Genomic DNA, 19,488 nt, shown 5'->3' on the forward strand with positions numbered 1-19,488 from the left:
GGCCTGATCAGACGCTCGTCGCGCCGACCTCCACACCGTGCTCGGCGGCGAGACGGCGCAGGTCGTCGAGCTCGCCCTGCTCCACCTCGACGAGGAAGTCGTCGCCCTCGTCGCGAGCCCGGGACAGATCGGACTCGGTCGCCTTTATGCGCTGCAGAAGTCCTGCGGTGAATGCGTCCATGCTGCGCCCCCTCGTCCTGGGTCGTGGGTCGTTGGCACGGGGGTGTGCCGTTCGGAAGGGACGATCACGTCTCCGGTGGATGCCCAGCGCCGCTCGGCCGGGCGGCGACGGTGCCGGACACCCACGCCCGCCCTGCGGCAAAGCGGGTTGACGCAGCACCGCAGGGTGGTGCGGTGCCAGCAGAGGGTGATCGTGGGATGTAAAGCCGTCCTCCCCAAGCTCCCTTCCGTGGAAACCTAACCGCGGGAGAAAATCTCTTATTCCGCATCGGGCCCCGCCCGCTCACCCGCCTTACCTCCGACTTATGGCCGAAAAGGGCAGGATGGAGGGCAACACACCAACAGACCGTCGAAGACCCCTGCCCGGCTGCGCCAGTGCGGCGCTCCGCGGGCGGACATCAGGAAGGACCAGGGACGTGCGCGTACTCGTCGTCGAGGACGAGCAACTGCTCGCCGATGCGGTGGCCACCGGACTGCGCCGGGAGGCCATGGCCGTCGACGTCGTGTACGACGGCGCGGCCGCCCTGGAGCGCATCGGCGTCAACGACTACGACGTGGTCGTCCTCGACCGCGACCTCCCACTCGTGCACGGCGACGACGTCTGCCGCAAGATCGTCGAGCTCGGCATGCCCACGCGCGTGCTGATGCTCACGGCCTCCGGCGACGTCAGCGACCGGGTGGAGGGCCTGGAGATCGGCGCCGACGACTATCTGCCCAAGCCGTTCGCGTTCAGTGAGCTCATCGCGCGGGTGCGGGCCCTCGGCCGGCGCACCAGCGTGCCCCTGCCGCCGGTCCTGGAGCGTGCCGGGATCAAGCTCGACCCCAACCGCCGCGAGGTCTTCCGCGACGGCAAGGAGGTCCAGCTCGCGCCCAAGGAGTTCGCCGTCCTGGAGGTGCTGATGCGCAGCGAGGGCGCCGTCGTCTCGGCGGAGCAACTACTGGAGAAGGCCTGGGACGAGAACACCGACCCGTTCACGAACGTCGTCCGCGTGACGGTCATGACCCTGCGCCGCAAGCTCGGCGAGCCGCCCGTGATCGTCACCGTACCCGGCTCCGGCTACCGGATCTGATCGGCCGTGGCCACCACACCCGCGCCTCCCAAGGCGCCCCCGAAGCCCACCTGGGACCCCCGGCGGCCCGCGCCGCCGCTCCCCTGGCTGCGCCCGACCATCCGCATAAGGCTCACGCTGCTCTACGGCGGCATGTTCCTGATCGCGGGCATCCTGCTGCTGTCGATCATCTACCTGCTGGCCGCGCAGGCGCTGAACGTGGGCAGCGAGCTGCCGTTCAAGATCGTCGAGGGCAAGGTCACCAGCGACATCTGCAACCTGCCCGACCAGGCCTCGCCCAGCGAGTTCAACAACGCCATGAACCACTGCGTCAACGAGCAGCGCCAGAACGCCCTGGACAACCTGCTCAGCCGCTCGCTGCTGGCGCTGCTCGGCCTGGCGGTCATCGCCTTCGCCTTCGGCTACGCCATGGCCGGCCGGGTCCTGTCGCCGCTGGGCCGGATCACCCGTACCGCCCGCGCGGTGGCCGGCTCCGACCTGTCCCGCCGGATCGAGCTGGACGGCCCGGACGACGAGCTGAAGGAGCTGGCGGACACCTTCGACGACATGCTGGAGCGGCTGCAGCGGGCCTTCACCGCCCAGCAGCGCTTCGTGGGCAACGCCTCGCACGAGCTGAGAACACCGCTGGCGATCAATCGCACGCTCCTTGAGGTGCACCTGTCCGATCCGGGAGCGCCGGTGGAACTCCAGCAACTCGGCAAGACCCTGCTGGCCACCAACGAGCGCAGCGAGCAGCTCGTCGAGGGCCTGCTGCTGCTCGCCCGCAGCGACAACCAGATCGTCGAGCGGGGCCCGGTGGACCTCGCCGAGGTCGCCGAGCAGGCCATCGACCAGGTGCACGGCGAGGCCGAGGCCAAGGGCGTGCGCATCCGCGGCGAGCAGAAACCCGCGGTCGTCCAGGGCAACGGCGTGCTGCTGGAGCGGATCGCCCTCAACCTGGTGCAGAACGCCGTGCGCTACAACGTGGCCGAGGGCGGCTGGGTCGAGGTCACCACCGACGTCCAGCACGGCCAGGCGGTGCTGGTCGTCTCCAACACGGGCCCGGTCGTGCCGGCGTACGAGATCGACAACCTCTTCGAGCCGTTCCGGCGGCTGCGCACGGAGCGCACGGGCAGCGACAAGGGTGTCGGACTCGGTCTGTCCATCGTCCGGTCGGTGGCCCGGGCGCACGGCGGGCACATCTACGCCCAGCCTCGCGAAGGGGGTGGGCTCGTGATGCGAGTCACGCTGCCCATCTGAGATCATGTCGCCGATCAACTCGGCGACGTACGGGGATGTTCGCTTTGCGCGGAATTTTCAAGATCTCACGGCATGTGCACCGTGTGTGATCGATCACAGGGGCGCCTTTCTGGCCATCTACTCTCCGTGATCATGCGTCCTGTCGGAAAGCCGGGAAAATCCCGGTTTTCGAGGGTCTTGATCACGGGAAGTACACGGTGAGACGCCTTTGTAGTGCGGCATTCGGACCGTGTACGGTCCCCATCGCCATCCAAGCCGATCACTCGTGAGGAGTCCGGTTGGGTGTCGATTGAGTAACAGACCTTGATGTGAGGCAAAATCTCCGCCTCAGGTCGGGCACAAGTCCGGCCTCTCACGCGTTACGTGCGCTGGAGACACCGCAGACACCCAGAGGGGGAGAGCGACATGGCAACCGATTACGACACTCCACGCAAGACCGACGACGACGTTGACTCGGACAGCCTCGAAGAGCTGAAGGCTCGGAGGAACGACAAGTCGGCCTCCGCAGTGGACGTCGACGAGTTCGAGGCCGCCGAAGGCCTCGAGCTGCCCGGCGCCGATCTCTCGAACGAGGAGCTGGCAGTTCGAGTGCTCCCGAAGCAGCAGGACGAGTTCACCTGCATGAGCTGCTTCCTGGTGCACCACCGCAGCCAGCTGGCCCGGGAGAAGAACGGTCAGCCGATCTGCCGCGACTGCGACTGAGGACGGGTCGGCCGTGACCGGCTCGACCCCTCCCCGGAAGCGCCGCTTCTCCCAGCGGAAAGCGGACCAAGGGCCGATGGACGGCCCGCAGCACGGCGCGCGTGACGACGAGCGAGGCTCAACCGGTACGGGGGCGGCCTCGCTCGAACCGGCAGCGGACCGGGGTGACCTCCCGGCATCCGTCGACGCCCCCGCACCCGTCGCCCGACGGCGGGCGGGGGCGATCCGGGAGCGGGCCTGGGAAGGCGCCCGCAAGGGCGGTGAACGGGCCCGTGCGGGGCTCGCGCACCTCGCCGACCGGATCATCGAACTGGCCCCGCGCGTCCCCGTACGGGACCTGGCGACCCTGCGCAGGCAGTTCCCGGGCCTGGGGCCCGAGGAGCTCGCGGACAGACTCGTCGCGGGCGCGGCGAAGGCGACGGCGACGGTCGGAGCCGGCATCGGCGCGGCGGCGATGCTCCCCGTGCCGCCCGCGATGCCGACGGAACTGGCCGCCGAGGTCACCGGCGTCGCCGCGATCGAGCTGAAGCTGATCGCCGAACTCCACGAGGTCTACGGCGTACGGCCGCCCGGCAGCCTCAAGCAGCGCAGCACCGCGTATCTCAACGCCTGGTCGGGGGAGCGCGGGATCGACGCGACCAAGCCGTCGACGCTGAGCACGGCGCTGAACAGCCGCATGAAGCGCGAACTGCGCCAGCGGATCACGAAGCGGATGGTCCGCAGCATGCCGAACCTGGTGCCGTTCCTGGTGGGCGCCGCAGTCGGGGCGGTCATGAACCGCAGCGAGACGAGAAAGCTCGCCGTCCGGATCCGCGAGGACCTGCGAAAGATCCAGGTGCCCTGGGAGGCCCTGGAGGCGCTCCCCGCCCTGGAGCGTCCGGCGGACGCCCTGGAGATGGACGAGATCACCGACGACCCCTTGGGCCGCCTCGACGACAGACACGGCAAGCGCGACGACGGACGCTGAGGCGACACCGAGGCGGTGCGCGGGTGCGGGGGTGGCCGAGTGGGGGCGAGGCGCATGCCTCACGGCCATGAGCGCGTGCGCGACGCGGACGACGCACGTCCGCCCATCCGAACCGGGAACCGGCGCCTGTGCCGGGTGCCGCCCCGCGTCAGGTGGCCGGCGCCCTGCGCGTGCGGTCGGGCTCTGGTGGTGCCGTAGACCCCGGCTCGCGTCGCGTATCGTGCGTCAGCCGCCGCAGGACGCCTCGCGCGGCGGATGACGCCTCGCGTGCGTGTGCTAAGCCGGCTTCGCCGCCGTCAGCGCCTCCGCCAGGCGCTCCGGCTCGCGCGTGGACAGGTACAGGTACGGAGTCGGGTCCTGCGGGTCCGTGACCTCCACGCGCAGGGCGGTGGGGATGTAGGCGCGCAGCAGCATGAAGGCGCGCGGATCGGCCTTGTGGGTGCGCCAGGCGCGGGTTTCCTCCGCGTCCAGGACCTCCGCCTCGCCCAGCGCCGCCACCGGGATCTTCGCCTCGCCCGCGATCAGGGAATCGCCCACCACCCGGATGCGGACCGAGCCGTACGAACTCGCGGCGACGGCCGCGACCGCCGTGCCGCCGGCCAGGCCGCCGAGCATCGGCAGCGTGCCGAACGGGAGCAGGACCAGGGCCATGGAGACCCCTACCAGGAACGACAACAGCCACCAGGACCGGGGAGCGGTCAGGCGTTCTTCGTACGGGGCGGCGGAGAGCTGCATGGAGCCAAGCTTGACACGGTGTCCGGAGGGGGCCGACGCGCGGGTAAGGTCTCCGGCTGTGAGTCGTACTTCCCCTGCTCTTCAGCCTCCGGACGACGCCGTGCGACCGGTGCGGCATCCGGACGCTCCGGCGCCCGGTGAGCCCCTCGGCGCGCACTACGGCCAGTGTTTCGGCTGTGGCGGCGACCAGCCGCACGGGCTGCACCTGGAGGCCCGGGCCGGCGAGGGCGTGTCGCTCACCGCCGAGTTCACCGTGCAGCCCGCCCACCAGGGCGCCCCGGGTCTCGCCCACGGCGGTGTGCTGACCTCCGCCCTGGACGAGACGCTCGGCTCGCTGAACTGGCTGCTGCGCACGATCGCCGTGACCGGGCGGCTGGAGACCGACTTCGTGCGGCCCGTGCCCGTCGGTACCACGCTGTACCTGGAGGCGGAGGTGACGGCGGTGGCCGGGCGGAAGATCTACTCGACCGCCACCGGACGCGTCGGCGGCCCCGAAGGGCCCCTCGCCGTGCGTGCCGACGCGCTCTTCATCGAGGTCAAGGTCGACCACTTCGTCGACCACGGCCGTCAGGAGGAGATCCAGGCGGCGATGAACGACCCGGACCAGGTCCGGCGCGCCCGCGCCTTCGAGGTGAACCCGTGAGCCGTGAGCCCCGTCAAGAGCTCGACGTGCTGATCCGGCGCGTCGATCCGGACGTACCACTTCCGTCGTATGAGCACCCCGGGGACGCGGGAGCCGATCTGCGTACCACCGAGGCGTGCCGGCTGGCGCCGGGCGAGCGGGCCGTACTGCCCACGGGAGTGTCTGTGGCCCTGCCGGAGGGGTACGCGGCCTTCGTGCACCCGCGGTCCGGTCTTGCCGCCCGCTGCGGCGTCGCCCTGGTGAATGCCCCGGGGACGGTTGATGCCGGGTACCGTGGGGAGATCAAGGTGATCGTGGTGAATCTCGACCCGCGCGAGGACGTGCGGTTCGAGCGCTTCGACCGGATTGCCCAACTGGTCGTCCAGCAGGTCGAGAGGGTCCGCTTCCGGGAGGTGGCGGAGCTTCCCGGCTCCGCGCGGGCCGAGGGGGGCTTCGGGTCCACCGGAGGACACGCCGCGGTGGACGGGACGAGCGGCACAAGCGGTCAGGCCGCCCTGGGCGGTCAGACGGGTGGGAATCGATACGCTTCGGTCGTATCCGACCGGGAAGGACAGTGACGTGTTCGGACGTCGCAAGAAGAGGGATGCCGCCGAGGACGCGGCCGGCGAGGCCGAGCAGGTCGTCGACGGTGTCGACAGTGAGGCGGGCGGCGAGAGCGAGCGCCTGAGGCTCGAGCCGGCGCCGAGGCCCGACGGACCCTGGGACAGCTCCGAGGTGAGCGACCCCGGCGAGGGCCGGGTCGACCTCGGCGGTCTGTTCGTGCCGGGCGTCGACGGCATGGAGCTGCGGGTCGAGGTCGCGGGTGACGCGATCGTCGCGGCGACGGTCGTGCTGCGGGACAGCGCCATCCAGCTGCAGGGATTCGCCGCGCCCAAGCGTGAGGGCATCTGGGGCGAGGTGCGCGAGGAGATCGCGACCGGTATCACCCAGCAGGGCGGCATCATCGACGAGGTCGAAGGGCCGCTGGGCTGGGAGCTGCGGGCCCAGGTGCCGGTGCAGCTGCCGGACGGCACCGGCGGCTTCCAGGTCGTGCGTTTCGTCGGTGTGGACGGCCCCCGCTGGTTCCTGCGCGGGGTCATCTCGGGCCAGGGCGCGGTGCAGCCGCAGGCCGCCGGGTTGCTGGAGCAGATCTTCCGGGACACCGTCGTGGTCCGTGGCGAGGGCCCGATGGCGCCCCGCGACCCGATCGTCCTGAAGCTGCCCAACGACGCCCAGATGGTCCCCGAGGGCGTCCAGCAGGAGGAGGGCTCCCGTTTCGCCGGCGGAATGGGCCAACTCCAGCGCGGACCGGAGATCACCGAGGTCCGCTGAGCGTCGCAGACACAGCAGGGCCGCACCCCCAAGGGTGCGGCCCTTTCTCGCGCTTCATGCGGGGAGCCTTGACGGGGTATTGGTCTGCACCTACTGTCTCCGTCCATCGCGTTCCAAGGTCAACGCGGGCGCCCAGCTCTGGAAGGGCGCCTTCGACCGGACGCGATCGCCGCCTACATCCAGGCCCTCGCCTGGTACGTCACCCGCGACGAACGGCACGCGCGCAAGGCGATCGAGCTGATGGACGCCTGGTCCGCCGCGATCCGGGACCACACCAACAGCAACGCGCCCCTGCGGACAGGCTGGGCCGGCTCCTCCTGGCCCGAGGCCGCCGAGATCATCGAGGTCGAGAACGCCGTCAAGTACAGTCCGTCCGGCACGCCCGTGCTGGTCGCCGCCAGCGCGCTCGCCGACCGGGTCGAGGTGCGGGTGGCCGACCGCGGGCCGGGCGTCTCCGACGAGGCCAAGGAGAGCGTCTTCGAGCCCTTCCAGCGCTACGGCGACGTCCCGCGCGGCTCCGGAGTGGGACTGGGGCTCGCGGTGGCGCGCGGCTTCGCCGAGGCCATGGGCGGCACGCTCGGCGCCGAGGACACCCCCGGCGGCGGGCTCACCATGGTCCTCACCCTCCGTGCGGCGGGACCGGGCCCGGAGCTCGGCCACGCGGCGGAAGACGCGGCAGAACCGGAAAGGCAGGCCTCCTCATGACCCGTGTGCTGGTGGTCGACGACGAGCCGCAGATCGTGCGCGCCCTCGTGATCAACCTCAGGGCACGCGGGTACGAGGTCGACGCCGCCCACGACGGTGCCACCGCCCTCCGGCTCGCCGCCGCCCGCCACCCCGACGTGGTCGTCCTCGACCTCGGCCTGCCCGACCTGGACGGCGTCGAGGTGATCAGGGGCCTGCGCGGCTGGACCCGCGTGCCGATCCTGGTGCTGTCCGCCCGGCACTCCTCCGACGAGAAGGTGCAGGCGCTGGACGCGGGCGCCGACGACTACGTCACCAAGCCCTTCGGCATGGACGAACTGCTGGCCCGGCTGCGGGCCGCCGTGCGGCGGGCCGAGCCGGCCGGGGGCGGTGCCGACGAGATGTTGGTGGAGACCGGCGAGTTCACCGTCGATCTGGCCGCGAAGAAGGTCGTCCGCGCCGGGAAGGACGTACGGCTGACCCCCACGGAATGGCATCTGCTGGAGGTACTCGTCCGCAACAGCGGCCGGCTGGTCGGGCAGAAGCGGCTGCTCCAGGAGGTGTGGGGGCCGTCGTACGGGACGGAGACCAACTATCTGCGCGTGTACATGGCGCAGCTGCGGCGGAAGCTGGAGGCGGACCCTTCCCATCCGAAGCACTTCATCACGGAGCCGGGGATGGGGTACCGGTTCGAGAAGTGAGGTCCTGGGGGTCCGCGAAGTCCCGGGAGTACATGGCTTTCAGCAGCCCCCGGTACGCTCTAGATATGAGTGCTGTTCCTCGTTCGCAGAAGCCTGCGGGCCGGTTCCGGCGCATGCTCGACCGGCTCTCCTCGTCACAGGAGGACCTGGAGTCCGAGGAGCTGCGCGAGGACACCGAGACCACGGGCTGTATCCGGATCGGAGACTGCCAGGACCGGCAGATAGTGACGGTTACTGGTACCTTGCGCACGGTCACCCTGCGGCCGCGCGCCGGCGTCCCGGCCCTGGAGGCCGAGCTGTTCGACGGCTCCGCCGCGCTGGACGTGGTGTGGCTCGGCAGGCGCTCCATCGTGGGGATAGAACCGGGGCGCAAGCTGATCGCATCGGGCCGGATCTCGATGAGCCGGGGCCGCCGGGTGCTGTTCAATCCCAAGTACGAACTGAGACCCCTCGGACGGGAGTAGCCGGTGACGTCGCTCGACAAGCCGACCGAAGAGACATCTGCGGACGACGCCCGGGCGGTGACCGAAGCCGCCCTGTTCGAAGCCTTCGGCGGCGTGCGGGGCATGGTCGAGACGGTGGTGCCCGGCCTGCTGTTCGTCACCATCTACACGATCAACAAGGACCTGCACCTGTCGGCGATCGCGGCGCTGGCCGTGTCGCTGGTGCTGGTCGCCGTCCGGCTGGTGATGAAGGACACCGTCAAGCACGCCTTCAGCGGTGTCTTCGGTGTGGCGTTCGGTGTCGTCTTCGCGATGATGACCGGCAACGCCAAGGACTTCTACCTGCCCGGCATGCTCTACACGCTGGGTCTGGGACTCGCCTACATCGTCACCACGCTGTGCGGTGTCCCGCTGATCGGGCTGATCCTCGGCCCGGTCTTCAAGGAGAACCTCTCCTGGCGCACGCGGAACCCCGGCCGCAAGAAGGCGTACGCGAAGGCCAGTTACGCCTGGGGCGCGATCCTGCTCGCCAAGTGCGCGATCCTCTTCCCGCTGTACTGGTGGGCCGACACCACCCAGCTGGGCTGGGTCCTGGTCGCCCTGAAGATCCCGCCGTTCCTGCTCGCCGTGTGGCTGACGTGGGTCTTCCTGGCGAAGGCGCCCGCGCCGATCGACGTGTTCGCGGAGATGGAGGCGGAGGAGAAGGCCGCGGAGGAGAGGGAGCGGGAAGCTGCTGCTCGGTCCGCCGAGCAGTGACCGGCGTTTGTGCTGGACTCACTGGGGGCTCCGCCCCCGGATCCCAAGGGCGTATGCCCACCCCCCGCCCGACGCGGTCGGCCGAGAGGTGAAGCAAGCGGAAGGGGCTTCCCGGAGGATCCGGGAAGCCCCTTCCGCCTGTCCCCGCAGGGCCCCGCTCAGCTCGCCGCGCTGTCCCGGCGTACCGACAGCAGGTCCTCCAACTGCTCCTCACGGGCCTGGGCGGCCACGAAGAGGAGTTCGTCGCCCGCCTCCAGCGAGTCCTCCCGGGAGGGCGTCAGGACACGGGTGCCGCGGATGATCGTGACCAGGGACGTGTCCTCGGGCCACTCGACGTCCCCGACCTGGGTGCCGGCCAGGGCCGACTCCTCCGGCAGGGTCAGTTCGACCAGGTTGGCGTCGCCGTGGCTGAAGCGGAGCAGGCGGACCAGGTCGCCCACGCTCACCGCCTCCTCGACCAGGGCCGACATCAGACGGGGTGTGGAGACGGCGACGTCCACGCCCCAGGACTCGTTGAACAGCCACTCGTTCTTCGGGTTGTTCACCCGGGCGACCACCCGCGGAACGCCGTACTCCGTCTTGGCGAGGAGCGAGACGACCAGGTTCACCTTGTCGTCGCCGGTCGCGGCGATGACGACGTTGCAGCGCTGCAGCGCCGCCTCGTCCAGGGACGTGATCTCGCAGGCGTCGGCCAGCAGCCACTCGGCCTGCGGGACGCGTTCGACCGAGATGGCGGTCGGTGCCTTGTCGATCAGCAGGACCTCGTGGCCGTTCTCCAGCAGTTCGCCCGCGATCGAGCGGCCGACCGCGCCGGCACCGGCAATGGCGACCCTCATCAGAGACCGCCCTCCTCTTCGGGACCCTTGGCGAACGCCGCCTCGACCGTGTCGACCTCGTCGGTGCGCATCATCACGTGCACCAGGTCGCCCTCCTGCAACACCGTCTGCGAGGTGGGCAGGAGCGCCTCGCCGAGCCGGGTCAGGAACGCCACGCGCACGCCCGTCTCCTCCTGGATCCGGCTGATCTTGTGGCCGACCCAGGCGGGGGAGGTGTGCACCTCGGCGAGCTGGACGCCCCCGGTGGGGTCGCGCCACAGCGGCTCGGCGCCCGAGGGGAGCAGGCGGCGCAGCATCTGGTCGGCCGTCCAGCGGACGGTCGCGACGGTGGGGATGCCCAGGCGCTGGTAGACCTCGGCGCGGCGGGGGTCGTAGATGCGGGCGGCGACGTTCTCGATGCCGAACATCTCGCGGGCCACGCGCGCGGCGATGATGTTGGAGTTGTCACCGCTGGAGACCGCGGCGAAGGCGCCTGCCTCCTCGATTCCGGCCTCGCGCAGGGTGTCCTGGTCGAAGCCGACCCCGGTGACCCGGCGGCCGCCGAAGGAGGACCCCAGGCGGCGGAAGGCGGTGGGGTCCTGGTCGACCACGGCGACGGTGTGGCCCTGTTGCTCCAGGTTCTGGGCCAGGGCGGAACCCACCCTTCCGCAACCCATGATCACAATATGCATCGCGTCACACCGTGCTTCCTACGGGCCCTCTGACCATCAACAATGTCCTGCTCATGTCTCTCTTTCGGCTCGCCAGGCACCAGTCGCGGCCTGAGTGCCGGCCGCCAGGCAACATCATGCAAGGGGAATCACGCCATGATGCCTTCCGGGGGCGGTGCCGCGTTCAACTGCCCGACTCCAACGTATCGGCAAAGTCGAAGGGGTTGCCGAGGGCCCTGCCGGGCCTCGGCGGGGAGGAAGGCCGACATGAGGAGCGAGATCGACGTCCTCGTCCTGGGCGGCGCGGGCGTGGACACGATCGTGCACGTGCCCGAGCTGCCCGTGCCGCTCGCCGACAGTCACATGATCCGGCCCGGGATCGTGACGCGCGCCGGCCAGAGCGGGGACTTCGTCGCGCTGGCCGCGAGCGCGCTGGGGCTGCGCACGCATCACGTCGACATGCTGGGCGACGACCCCGAGGGCGACCTGGTCCGCGCCCTGCACCGGGACCACGGCATCGCGCTCACCGCCGTCCCCCAGCCGCTCGGCACCAAGCGCGCGGTCAACCTCGTCGGCCCCGACGGCAGACGGCTGTCGCTGTACGACGCCACCCGCTCGGCGGAGACGGACCGGCTGCCCGAGGCCACGCTGCGGGAGCTGGCCGCGGCAAGCCTGCACGCCCATGTCGTCATCACCCAGCCGTGCGCCCACGCGCTGCCGGTCCTGCGTGAGGCGGGCATCACGATCTCGACCGACCTGCACGACTGGGACGGCTCCGACCCCTACCACGAGACCTTCGCCCGCCAGGCGGACCTGGTCTTCCTGTCCCGCACGGCCCTGGCCGACCCGGAGCGGACCATGCGGCGGATCACCGAGCGGGGCCGGGCCCGGACCGTCGTCGCCACCGCCGGAGCGGACGGCGCGTACCTGCTGACCGACGGCGAGCTGACCCACGTACCCGCCGCCACACCCCCGGCGCCGGTCGTCGACTCCAACGGTGCGGGCGACGCCTTCGCCGCCGCGTTCCTCCACGCCTGGCTGCGGGGCGCCCCGCCCCGCGGCTGCGCCCTGCACGGCACCGTGGCCGGGGCATACGCCTGCACGGTCCCGTCGACCCGGACGGAGAGCATCGGGTGGGAGGAACTGCGTGCCGGGGTGGCGGAACTGGAGCGGGAGCGGTTCAGCGACGGGCAGGGGCGTCCGCCTCTCTAGGGCGTGTCCGGCGACACGTCCTTGCGGCGGCTGATGCTGCGCACGCTGGCCACGGTGAGGATTGCGAGGGCGACGAGGGTGGCCGCGGCGCCGATCAGTTCTGCGGTCGGGTGCATGGGACCTCCAGGGGCGGCAACGGCCGGAAGACGGACAGGGCTTAGTCATATAGGCATGGGATCCGGGTGACCTGCCGAATCCGCAGCCGCAGCAGCCTCTGAATTCACTCAGAGAGCAGAGGGAACGCCGATGGGGGGGTGGCGGGTGGGCGAGCCCGCATTCGAACGCTTACGATCCACTGTTGTGTCCAAACTGACCGACGTGCCCAAACGGATCCTGATCGGGCGCGCACTGCGCAGTGACCGGCTGGGGGAAACACTCCTGCCGAAGCGCATCGCACTACCCGTTTTCGCCTCCGACCCACTGTCCTCCGTCGCGTACGCGCCGGGGGAGGTGCTGCTGGTCCTGTCGATCGCGGGTGTGACGGCGTACCACTTCAGTCCGTGGATCGCGGTCGCGGTGGTCGTCCTGATGTTCACCGTGGTGGCGTCGTACCGGCAGAACGTGCACGCCTACCCCAGCGGCGGCGGCGACTACGAGGTGGCGAACACCAACCTCGGCCCCCGGGCCGGCCTCACGGTCGCCAGCGCGCTGCTCGTCGACTACGTCCTCACCGTCGCGGTGTCGATCTCCTCCGGCATCGAGAACCTGGGCTCCGCAGTCCCGTTCGTGGTCGAACACAAGGTGCTGTGCGCGATCGGCGTGATCGTGCTGCTGACGCTGATGAACCTGCGCGGCGTGAAGGAGTCGGGCTCGCTGTTCGCCGTCCCGACGTACGTCTTCGTCGCGGGCGTCTTCACCATGATCGCCTGGGGCGCCTTCCGCGGACTGGTCCTCGGCGACACCATGCGGGCGCCGACGGCGGACTACGTCATCAAACCCGAGCACCAGGGCCTGGCGGGCTTCGCCCTGGTCTTCCTGCTGCTGCGCGCCTTCTCCTCCGGCTGTGCCGCGCTCACCGGCGTCGAGGCGATCTCCAACGGCGTCCCGGCCTTCCGCAAGCCCAAGTCCAGGAACGCCGCGACCACGCTCGCGATGATGGGCCTGCTCGCCGTCACCATGTTCTGCGGCATCATCGCCCTGGCCGCCACGACCGACGTCCGCATGGCCGAGAACCCGGCCCGCGATCTCTTCCACAACGGCGTCCCGATCGGCGCGGACTACGTGCAGAACCCGGTGATCTCGCAGGTCGCCGAGGCCGTCTTCGGCAAGGGCAGCTTCCTGTTCATCGTGCTGGCCGCGGCCACCGCGCTGGTGCTGTTCCTCGCCGCGAACACCGCCTACAACGGCTTCCCGCTGCTCGGCTCGATCCTCGCCCAGGACCGCTACCTGCCGCGTCAGTTGCACACCCGCGGCGACCGCCTCGCCTTCTCCAACGGCATCGTGCTCCTCGCGGGCGCCGCCGGACTGCTGGTGGGCATCTACGGCGCCGACTCCACGCGCCTGATCCAGCTGTACATCGTCGGCGTGTTCGTGTCCTTCACGCTCAGCCAGACCGGCATGGTCCGGCACTGGAACCGCCTCCTGGCCGCCGAGCAGGACCAGGCCAAGCGCCGCCACATGATCCGCTCGCGCGCCATCAACGCCTTCGGCGCCTTCTTCACCGGCCTCGTGCTGGTGGTCGTCCTCGTCACCAAGTTCACGCACGGCGCGTGGGTCGCCCTGCTCGGCATGGTGATCTTCTACGCGACGATGACGGCCATCCGCAAGCACTACGACCGCGTCGCCGAGGAGATCGCCGCCCCCGAGGGCCCGAGCGACGACAGCCTGCGGCCGTCCCGCATCCACTCCGTCGTCCTGATCTCCAAGATCCACCGCCCGGCACTGCGCGCCCTGGCCTACGCCAAGCTGATGCGCTCGGACAGCCTGGAGGCCCTGAGCGTCAACGTCGACCCGGCGGAGACCAAGGCGCTGCGCGAGGAATGGGAGCGGCGCGGCATCGACGTACCGCTGAAGGTCCTGGACTCGCCCTACCGCGAGATCACGCGGCCGATCATCGAGTACGTCAAGGGCCTGCGCAAGGAATCGCCTCGGGACGCGGTGTCCGTGATCATCCCCGAGTACGTCGTCGGCCACTGGTACGAGCATCTGCTGCACAACCAGAGCGCCCTGCGGCTGAAGGGCCGGCTGCTGTTCACGCCGGGGATCATGGTGACCTCGGTGCCGTACCAGCTCCAGTCCTCCGAGGCGGCCAAGCGGCGGGCCCGCAGGCGGCAGGAGTGGAACGCGCCGGGTTCGGTGCGGCGCGGTCCCGCACAGGTGCGGTCGAAGGAGTCCACCGAGCACAAGTCGTGAGACGACGGCTCGGTCGTGAGATGACCGCTCGGTCGTGAGACGACGGCTGGTGTGAAACGGCCGGGTGGTGCCCACGTAGACTGGTGGGCTGTTGTCCGGCCGTTTCCGTCGGCCCTTGCCCCCCACGTGTTTTGGAGTCACCCCACCATGCAGGCAGAACCGAGGAAGTCGCTGGTGGGGGAGGAATACGAGGTCGAGATCGGCCCCGTCGCCCACGGCGGCCACTGCATCGCCCGTACGTCCGAGGGCCAGGTGCTGTTCGTCCGGCACGCGCTGCCCGGTGAGCGGGTCGTGGCGCGGGTGACGGAGGGCGAGCAGGGCGCCCGGTTCCTGCGCGCGGACGCGGTGGAGGTGCTGGACGCCTCCAAGGACCGGATCGACGTCCCCTGCCCGTTCGCCGGCCCGGGCCGCTGCGGCGGCTGCGACTGGCAGCACGCCAAGCCGGGCGCGCAGCGGCGCCTGAAAGCCGACGTCATCGCCGAACAGCTCCGGCACCTGGCCGGCCTCACCCCGGAGGAGGCCGGCTGGGACGGCACGGTCGCGCCCGCCGAGGGCGACAAGGTGCCCGCGGGCCAGGTTCCGTCCTGGCGTACCCGCGTCCAGTACGCGGTCACGGCCGACGGCCGCGCGGGCCTGCGCCGGCACCGCTCCCACGAGGTGGAGCCGATCGACCACTGCATGATCGCCGCGGAGGGGGTCAGCGAGCTGGGCATCGAGAAGCGGGTCTGGACCGGCATGGACTCCGTCGAAGCGATCGCGGCGACGGGTTCGCAGGACCGCCAGGTGATCCTCACGCCGAAGCCGGGCGCGCGCCTCCCGCTGGTCGAACTCGACCGCCCGGTGTCGGTGCTGCGCGTGGACGAGCGCTCCGGTGGCGTCCACCGCGTCCACGGCCGCCCCTTCGTCCGCGAGCGTGCGGACGGCCGGACCTACCGCGTCGGGGGCGGCGGCTTCTGGCAGGTCCACCCGCAGGCTGCGGACACCCTGGTGACGGCCGTCATGCAGGGCCTCCTGCCCCGCAAGGGGGACATGGCGCTGGACCTGTACTGTGGCGTCGGCCTCTTCGCGGGCGCCCTCGCCGACCGGGTCGGCGACCAGGGCGCAGTCCTCGGCATCGAGTCCGGCAAGCGGGCGGTGGAGGACGCGCGGCACAACCTCGCCGAGTTCGACCGCGTGCGTATCGAACAGGGCAAGGTCGAAAGCGTGTTGCCGCGGACGGGGATCACGGAGGTCGACCTCATCGTCCTGGATCCGCCGCGGGCGGGGGCGGGCCGGCAGACGGTGGAGCATCTGTCGTCGCTGGGGGCGCGGCGGATCGCGTATGTGGCGTGTGATCCGGCGGCGTTGGCTCGGGACTTGGGGTACTTCCGGGGTGGGGGGTATCGGGTGCGGATGCTGCGGGCGTTCGATCTGTTTCCTATGACGCACCACGTTGAGTGCGTGGCGATCCTTGAACCTGCCGGAAAGGGCTCCTGACCAGCTGTTTTGGGTGAGGGGCGTTGTGGGCGCTACGGGCGATATCTTGACGCATATTTGACGCATGCGGCGCACTTTTGACGCACGTCTGACGCACGTTCTGATGGGCTATCAGGCGTGGCAGGCGGCTGTGCTCTTCGATCCCGAGGGCGGGTGGTCGTAGTCGTAGCCCTTGTCTGCGTGGAGCTTGGCCGGACGCCGGCGGCGCGGGCCGCGGCGGGAGCGGATGGGCGGGATCCCGCGTACGAGCGGTTCCAGGCCGAGGCTGTCGTGCATGTTGGCGCCGGAGATGCCCAGCGACAGCGGCGCGCCGTTTCGGTCGGTGACGAGGTGGATTTTCGATCCCGGCTTGCCGCGGTCGGTCGGATTCGGTCCGGTCAGTGGCCCCCTTTTGCCGCCCGGACGCTGACGGAGTCGATCGCGCACCGCGACCAGTCGAGCTCGCCCCGAGCGCCGAGTTCGTCGAGGATGATCCGGTGCAGTCTGGCCCACACCCGGTCCCGGCTCCACTGGGCGAAGCGTCGGTAGACCGTGGGCCAGGCCGGCCCGAACACCGGTGGCAGCTGCCGCCAGGTGCAGCCCGAGGTGGCCAAGAAGATGATCGCTGCCAGGCATTCGCGGTCACCGGCCCGCCGGCGCCCACCGCCCTGAGGGCGTATGACCTCCGTCGGCGGGACCACCCGTCGGAACAGCGTCCACAACTCGTCCGGCACCAACCGCTCCACCAGATCCGTCATGCACGGCTCACCGAGCGATCACGCCATCAGAAACGACGTCTTACGTGCCCAGCAACGCGGTCCGCAGTGAAGACCGCTCAGTGCTCGAAGGCTTCGTCAGTCGGCCCACCCGATCTTGCGCACCTCGATGGCTGCAGTTCGTTAAGAACCGCAGCCAACGCCGTTCGCGTCACTCGGCTCAGCTCTCGGCCGTGTTTACGGGGCGGCCTTCACTCGTGCGGGCTATCCAGCGGCCTCAGCTGTGCTTTTGACCATATGTGATGCCTAACCTTGCCGTGAGGGCGAGCGGTCGGCAGCGCGTGCGTGGCACGTTCTACGAGCCTGGGGGTGCGGTGGAAGTCAGGGATGTGCGTCACGCGTACGGTCGTCGTGAGGTTCTACGGGGCTTGGAGCTTGATCTGCGGCCTGGCGTGCTGGCCGGGATCGTCGGGGAGAACGGTGCGGGCAAGTCCACACTGTTGAAGATCTTGTCTGGTGAGCTGTGCCCGCAGCGTGGCACGGTCCGTCATGGAGGCCGTTTCGGCTACTGCCCACAGGACGTGGTGGTCAACGACGCTCTGACCGTGCGGCAGCACCTGGAGTTCTTCCGCGTCGCACGGGAGCTGCCTGATCTGCGGCACGCAGGGGAGGTCATGGAGGCGCTGCGGTTGACGGAGTACGCCGATGAGCGTGCCGGTCTGCTGAGCGGCGGAACCCGTCAGAAGCTGAACCTGACCCTGGCGCTGATGCACGACCCGCAATTACTGCTGCTGGACGAGCCCTACCAGGGGTTCGACTGGGACACCTACCAGCGCTTCTGGGACTTGGCGGCACGGTTACGTGATGCGGGCCGCTCGGTCCTTGTCGTCTCGCACCTGGCCTATGACGCTGAGCGCCTGGACGAGTTGTGGCGGCTTCAGGGCGGCGTCCTGCACCCCGCCCAGGCGGTGCCGGCGTGAGGCGCCACCTGCAGCTGTTTGCCACTGCAGCCCGATTCGACCTGGTCGAGCACGCCCGTAACAGGCTCGCCATGGTCCTGGTCGCCCTGTTCATCCCCTCCTGGATCAGCCTGGCCTACGCCGTCATCCCCAGCAGGACCGTGACCTTCACGCTGCGCGCGACAGGCCGGCTCCTGGCACCCGCAGGCAACCAGATCACGCAGATCACCGGTGCCATCAACGCCGTCACCCTGATCACCGGGTTCATGATGTTCGCCGTCACGTTCAACGGCGGACGCTTCGACCGCCGCCTGGCCATGGCCGGCTACCCCCGCATCCATCTCGTCCTGGCCAAGACCACCACCTTGACCCTGGCCTCCAGTGCCATCGCCACCTATGCCACCGCGGTGATCTGCACCGCCTGGAGCCCGCGCCGGCCCCTGCTGCTCGCCGCGGCCCTGTTCTGCGGAGCGATGACCTACGGGGCGCTCGGCGTCGTCTTCGGCTCCCTGCTGCGCCGGGAAGTGGAGGGCATGTTCGCCCTGATCATGACCAGCCTCGTCGACGTCGGCCTGCAAAGCCCCCTGGCCAGCGGCGGCACCCAAAGTGCGGCCATCCAATTCCTGCCCACCTACGGCACCATGCAGGCCGCCACCGCCGCGGGCTTCACCCCCGAACCCCTGCCCGGGGATCTGGCCGTACAGATCCTGTGGTTTGCCGGCGCCGCACTCCTGGGCCTGCTCGCCTTCCACCGCCGCACCAAAGACGCCCTGACCATCCGGCCGCCCCTGCGTCTGCCTTGGCCACCTGGGCACCGGCAACCTGCGCACCCGGCCCGGGACACGTCGACGCCCCGCTGAGCAACACCCCGGCGCGACGGATCACAAGCACCCTACGAGGGACGGTTGCGCCCCCAACGCAGAGCGAAGTCCTGGCCCCGGAAGGGAGCCGTTTGACCAGAAAGGACTCACAGATGCTGGTAAGGCGATGGCTGGACGCGGCGGGTATCACCGATCCCGTCCTTCGGCACTGCTACACGGTGTGCGTGCGCGAGCTGGCCGGCGCCGACGGAGGGATCGCGCACACGCACGGCCTGCGCATCGCTCCCGCAGCGGCCCGGCCTCACACGGCGGCACTGCTCGCACACGGGTACCGTGCCGATCTCTACGTCGACACCGGCCCGGTCGAAGAACGTCAGCGGCGCTTCACCGCATTTGTCGAGGACACCTGGGCAGCCTTCGCCGCCGGCGGCTCCCACGACCCTGTCCTGCACGCCACGGTCCACACCTACCGGACTTACGGCATGCCGCTGTCGGTGATTGAGGACATGTTCAGCGCGATGCAGCGGGACCTCGACTTCCGTGACTTCGCCACCTTCGAGGAACTGCGCCTGTGGAGCATGCAGATGACCGGTGGCCCGATGGCCATGGTCTACCAGGTGATGGACGACGAGACCGAACCCGCATACGAGCTGCTGGTACGCGAGTTCTCTGTGTTCGCACAGATGACGGATGCGCTGCGTGACCTGTCGGAAGACCTCGACGACGGGCGCCTCTACCTGCCGTTGGAGGACCTCGACCGGTTCAACGTGCGCGCCGAGGACATCAAGTCCAAACGCTGGACACCGGCTACGGCCGACCTCATCGCGTTCGAGGCCGAGCGTGTCAGCGAGCAACTGCACAAGGCCGCTGAAGTGGACCACGGTCCCGTGAGCGCCGTCTGGCGCGCCCGCTGTGAACACCTGGCCCTGTTCATCGCCGCAGTGCTGGCCGCGGGCCAGGACCTCCTCCACCGACCGGTACAGCCTCCCCTAGGTGCGCTGCTCAACGTGTGGCGCCCCCTCATGCGCGCCGTGATCCCTGCTGACCTGTGAAAGG

At 70.0% G+C, this 19,488-nt stretch carries 20 protein-coding genes and 3 pseudogenes; 18 read left to right on the forward strand and 5 right to left on the reverse strand.

What is annotated here, in order from left to right:
- Nucleotides 1-7: 7 nt before the first annotated feature.
- The gene (locus tag ACFZDA_RS00650) at nt 8-181 is read right to left on the reverse strand and encodes a hypothetical protein (RefSeq protein WP_006136389.1); all 174 of its coding nucleotides are present in this window, start codon (nt 179-181) and stop codon (nt 8-10) included.
- A gap of 415 nt (nt 182-596) precedes the next feature.
- On the opposite strand from ACFZDA_RS00650, the gene ACFZDA_RS00655 reads away from it, so the two are divergent.
- From ACFZDA_RS00655 to ACFZDA_RS00670, 4 genes are all read left to right on the forward strand, one after another.
- Nucleotides 597-1,250 carry a response regulator transcription factor gene (locus ACFZDA_RS00655; protein WP_003993508.1) on the forward strand — a complete coding sequence of 218 codons (654 nt, stop codon included), beginning with the start codon at nt 597-599 and terminating at the stop codon, nt 1,248-1,250.
- A gap of 6 nt (nt 1,251-1,256) precedes the next feature.
- A complete protein-coding gene (locus ACFZDA_RS00660; RefSeq protein ID WP_391072782.1) occupies nt 1,257-2,489 on the forward strand; it encodes an ATP-binding protein in 1,233 nt (410 codons plus the stop codon).
- 405 nt (nt 2,490-2,894) lie between these two features.
- Nucleotides 2,895-3,191 carry a DUF4193 domain-containing protein gene (locus ACFZDA_RS00665; RefSeq protein ID WP_003993510.1) on the forward strand — a complete coding sequence of 99 codons (297 nt, stop codon included), beginning with the start codon at nt 2,895-2,897 and terminating at the stop codon, nt 3,189-3,191.
- Between the two features lie 13 nt (nt 3,192-3,204).
- Nucleotides 3,205-4,158 (forward strand): hypothetical protein, encoded by a 954-nt coding sequence (locus tag ACFZDA_RS00670; RefSeq protein WP_391072784.1) that lies wholly within the window; start codon nt 3,205-3,207, stop codon nt 4,156-4,158.
- 276 nt (nt 4,159-4,434) lie between these two features.
- Here ACFZDA_RS00670 and ACFZDA_RS00675 read toward each other — a convergent pair whose 3' ends face one another.
- Entirely contained in the window at nt 4,435-4,893 is a 459-nt protein-coding gene (locus ACFZDA_RS00675) for a DUF3093 family protein (RefSeq protein WP_391072787.1), read from the reverse strand.
- Nucleotides 4,894-4,951: 58 nt separating this feature from the next.
- On the opposite strand from ACFZDA_RS00675, the gene ACFZDA_RS00680 reads away from it, so the two are divergent.
- From ACFZDA_RS00680 to ACFZDA_RS00715, 8 genes and pseudogenes are all read left to right on the forward strand, one after another.
- On the forward strand, nt 4,952-5,536 hold the full coding sequence (locus ACFZDA_RS00680) for a hotdog domain-containing protein (RefSeq protein ID WP_391072789.1): 585 nt from the start codon (nt 4,952-4,954) through the stop codon (nt 5,534-5,536).
- The gene (dut, locus tag ACFZDA_RS00685; RefSeq protein WP_391072792.1) at nt 5,533-6,093 is read left to right on the forward strand and encodes a dUTP diphosphatase; all 561 of its coding nucleotides are present in this window, start codon (nt 5,533-5,535) and stop codon (nt 6,091-6,093) included. Before ACFZDA_RS00680 ends, dut begins: the two co-directional genes overlap by 4 nt.
- A gap of 1 nt (nt 6,094) precedes the next feature.
- Nucleotides 6,095-6,847 (forward strand): DUF3710 domain-containing protein, encoded by a 753-nt coding sequence (locus tag ACFZDA_RS00690; protein WP_391072794.1) that lies wholly within the window; start codon nt 6,095-6,097, stop codon nt 6,845-6,847.
- A 177-nt stretch (nt 6,848-7,024) separates the two neighbouring features.
- Nucleotides 7,025-7,144, forward strand: a pseudogene (locus ACFZDA_RS00695) (alginate lyase family protein); the annotation flags it as partial.
- 48 nt (nt 7,145-7,192) lie between these two features.
- A pseudogene (locus tag ACFZDA_RS00700) lies at nt 7,193-7,552 on the forward strand (sensor histidine kinase); the annotation flags it as partial.
- Nucleotides 7,549-8,232, forward strand: coding sequence for a response regulator (locus ACFZDA_RS00705; RefSeq protein WP_391072797.1), 684 nt, complete (start codon nt 7,549-7,551; stop codon nt 8,230-8,232). The pseudogene ACFZDA_RS00700 and the gene ACFZDA_RS00705, both read left to right, overlap by 4 nt.
- 65 nt (nt 8,233-8,297) lie before the next feature.
- Nucleotides 8,298-8,696, forward strand: a complete 399-nt coding sequence (locus ACFZDA_RS00710) for an OB-fold nucleic acid binding domain-containing protein (protein ID WP_078602751.1) — start codon at nt 8,298-8,300, stop codon at nt 8,694-8,696.
- Between the two features lie 3 nt (nt 8,697-8,699).
- A complete protein-coding gene (locus tag ACFZDA_RS00715) occupies nt 8,700-9,431 on the forward strand; it encodes a DUF3159 domain-containing protein (RefSeq protein WP_391072801.1) in 732 nt (243 codons plus the stop codon).
- A 158-nt stretch (nt 9,432-9,589) separates the two neighbouring features.
- Here ACFZDA_RS00715 and ACFZDA_RS00720 read toward each other — a convergent pair whose 3' ends face one another.
- Nucleotides 9,590-10,267: a TrkA family potassium uptake protein gene (locus tag ACFZDA_RS00720; protein WP_010035052.1), complete on the reverse strand. Its 678-nt coding sequence runs from the start codon at nt 10,265-10,267 to the stop codon at nt 9,590-9,592.
- Nucleotides 10,267-10,938 carry an NAD-binding protein gene (locus ACFZDA_RS00725; RefSeq protein ID WP_391072805.1) on the reverse strand — a complete coding sequence of 224 codons (672 nt, stop codon included), beginning with the start codon at nt 10,936-10,938 and terminating at the stop codon, nt 10,267-10,269. Before ACFZDA_RS00725 ends, ACFZDA_RS00720 begins: the two co-directional genes overlap by 1 nt.
- Nucleotides 10,939-11,184: 246 nt before the next feature.
- Between ACFZDA_RS00725 and ACFZDA_RS00730 the strand changes: the two genes are divergently transcribed.
- The 3 genes from ACFZDA_RS00730 to ACFZDA_RS00740 all read left to right on the forward strand — a co-directional run bounded on the left by ACFZDA_RS00730 (nt 11,185) and on the right by ACFZDA_RS00740 (nt 15,957).
- Nucleotides 11,185-12,129: a PfkB family carbohydrate kinase gene (locus tag ACFZDA_RS00730; RefSeq protein WP_391072808.1), complete on the forward strand. Its 945-nt coding sequence runs from the start codon at nt 11,185-11,187 to the stop codon at nt 12,127-12,129.
- Nucleotides 12,130-12,429: 300 nt separating this feature from the next.
- Nucleotides 12,430-14,481, forward strand: coding sequence for an amino acid permease (locus tag ACFZDA_RS00735; protein ID WP_391072811.1), 2,052 nt, complete (start codon nt 12,430-12,432; stop codon nt 14,479-14,481).
- A 147-nt stretch (nt 14,482-14,628) separates the two neighbouring features.
- Entirely contained in the window at nt 14,629-15,957 is a 1,329-nt protein-coding gene (locus ACFZDA_RS00740) for a TRAM domain-containing protein (RefSeq protein WP_391072814.1), read from the forward strand.
- Between the two features lie 153 nt (nt 15,958-16,110).
- On the opposite strand, the pseudogene ACFZDA_RS00745 reads toward ACFZDA_RS00740, so the two are convergent.
- Nucleotides 16,111-16,694: pseudogene (locus ACFZDA_RS00745) on the reverse strand (IS5 family transposase); the annotation flags it as partial.
- Nucleotides 16,695-17,026: 332 nt separating this feature from the next.
- On the opposite strand from ACFZDA_RS00745, the gene ACFZDA_RS00750 reads away from it, so the two are divergent.
- The 3 genes from ACFZDA_RS00750 to ACFZDA_RS00760 all read left to right on the forward strand — a co-directional run bounded on the left by ACFZDA_RS00750 (nt 17,027) and on the right by ACFZDA_RS00760 (nt 19,484).
- Complete coding sequence (locus ACFZDA_RS00750) at nt 17,027-17,632, forward strand: ATP-binding cassette domain-containing protein (protein ID WP_391074522.1); 606 nt, start codon at nt 17,027-17,029, stop codon at nt 17,630-17,632.
- Entirely contained in the window at nt 17,629-18,471 is an 843-nt protein-coding gene (locus ACFZDA_RS00755) for an ABC transporter permease (RefSeq protein WP_391072817.1), read from the forward strand. The genes ACFZDA_RS00750 and ACFZDA_RS00755 overlap by 4 nt, the downstream gene beginning before the upstream one ends.
- Nucleotides 18,472-18,656: 185 nt before the next feature.
- Nucleotides 18,657-19,484 carry a squalene/phytoene synthase family protein gene (locus ACFZDA_RS00760; RefSeq protein ID WP_391072819.1) on the forward strand — a complete coding sequence of 276 codons (828 nt, stop codon included), beginning with the start codon at nt 18,657-18,659 and terminating at the stop codon, nt 19,482-19,484.
- Nucleotides 19,485-19,488 lie beyond the last annotated feature (4 nt).

The sequence above is a fragment of the Streptomyces sp. NPDC007991 genome, from assembly GCF_042958445.1.
Classification (GTDB): Bacteria; Actinomycetota; Actinomycetes; order Streptomycetales; family Streptomycetaceae; genus Streptomyces.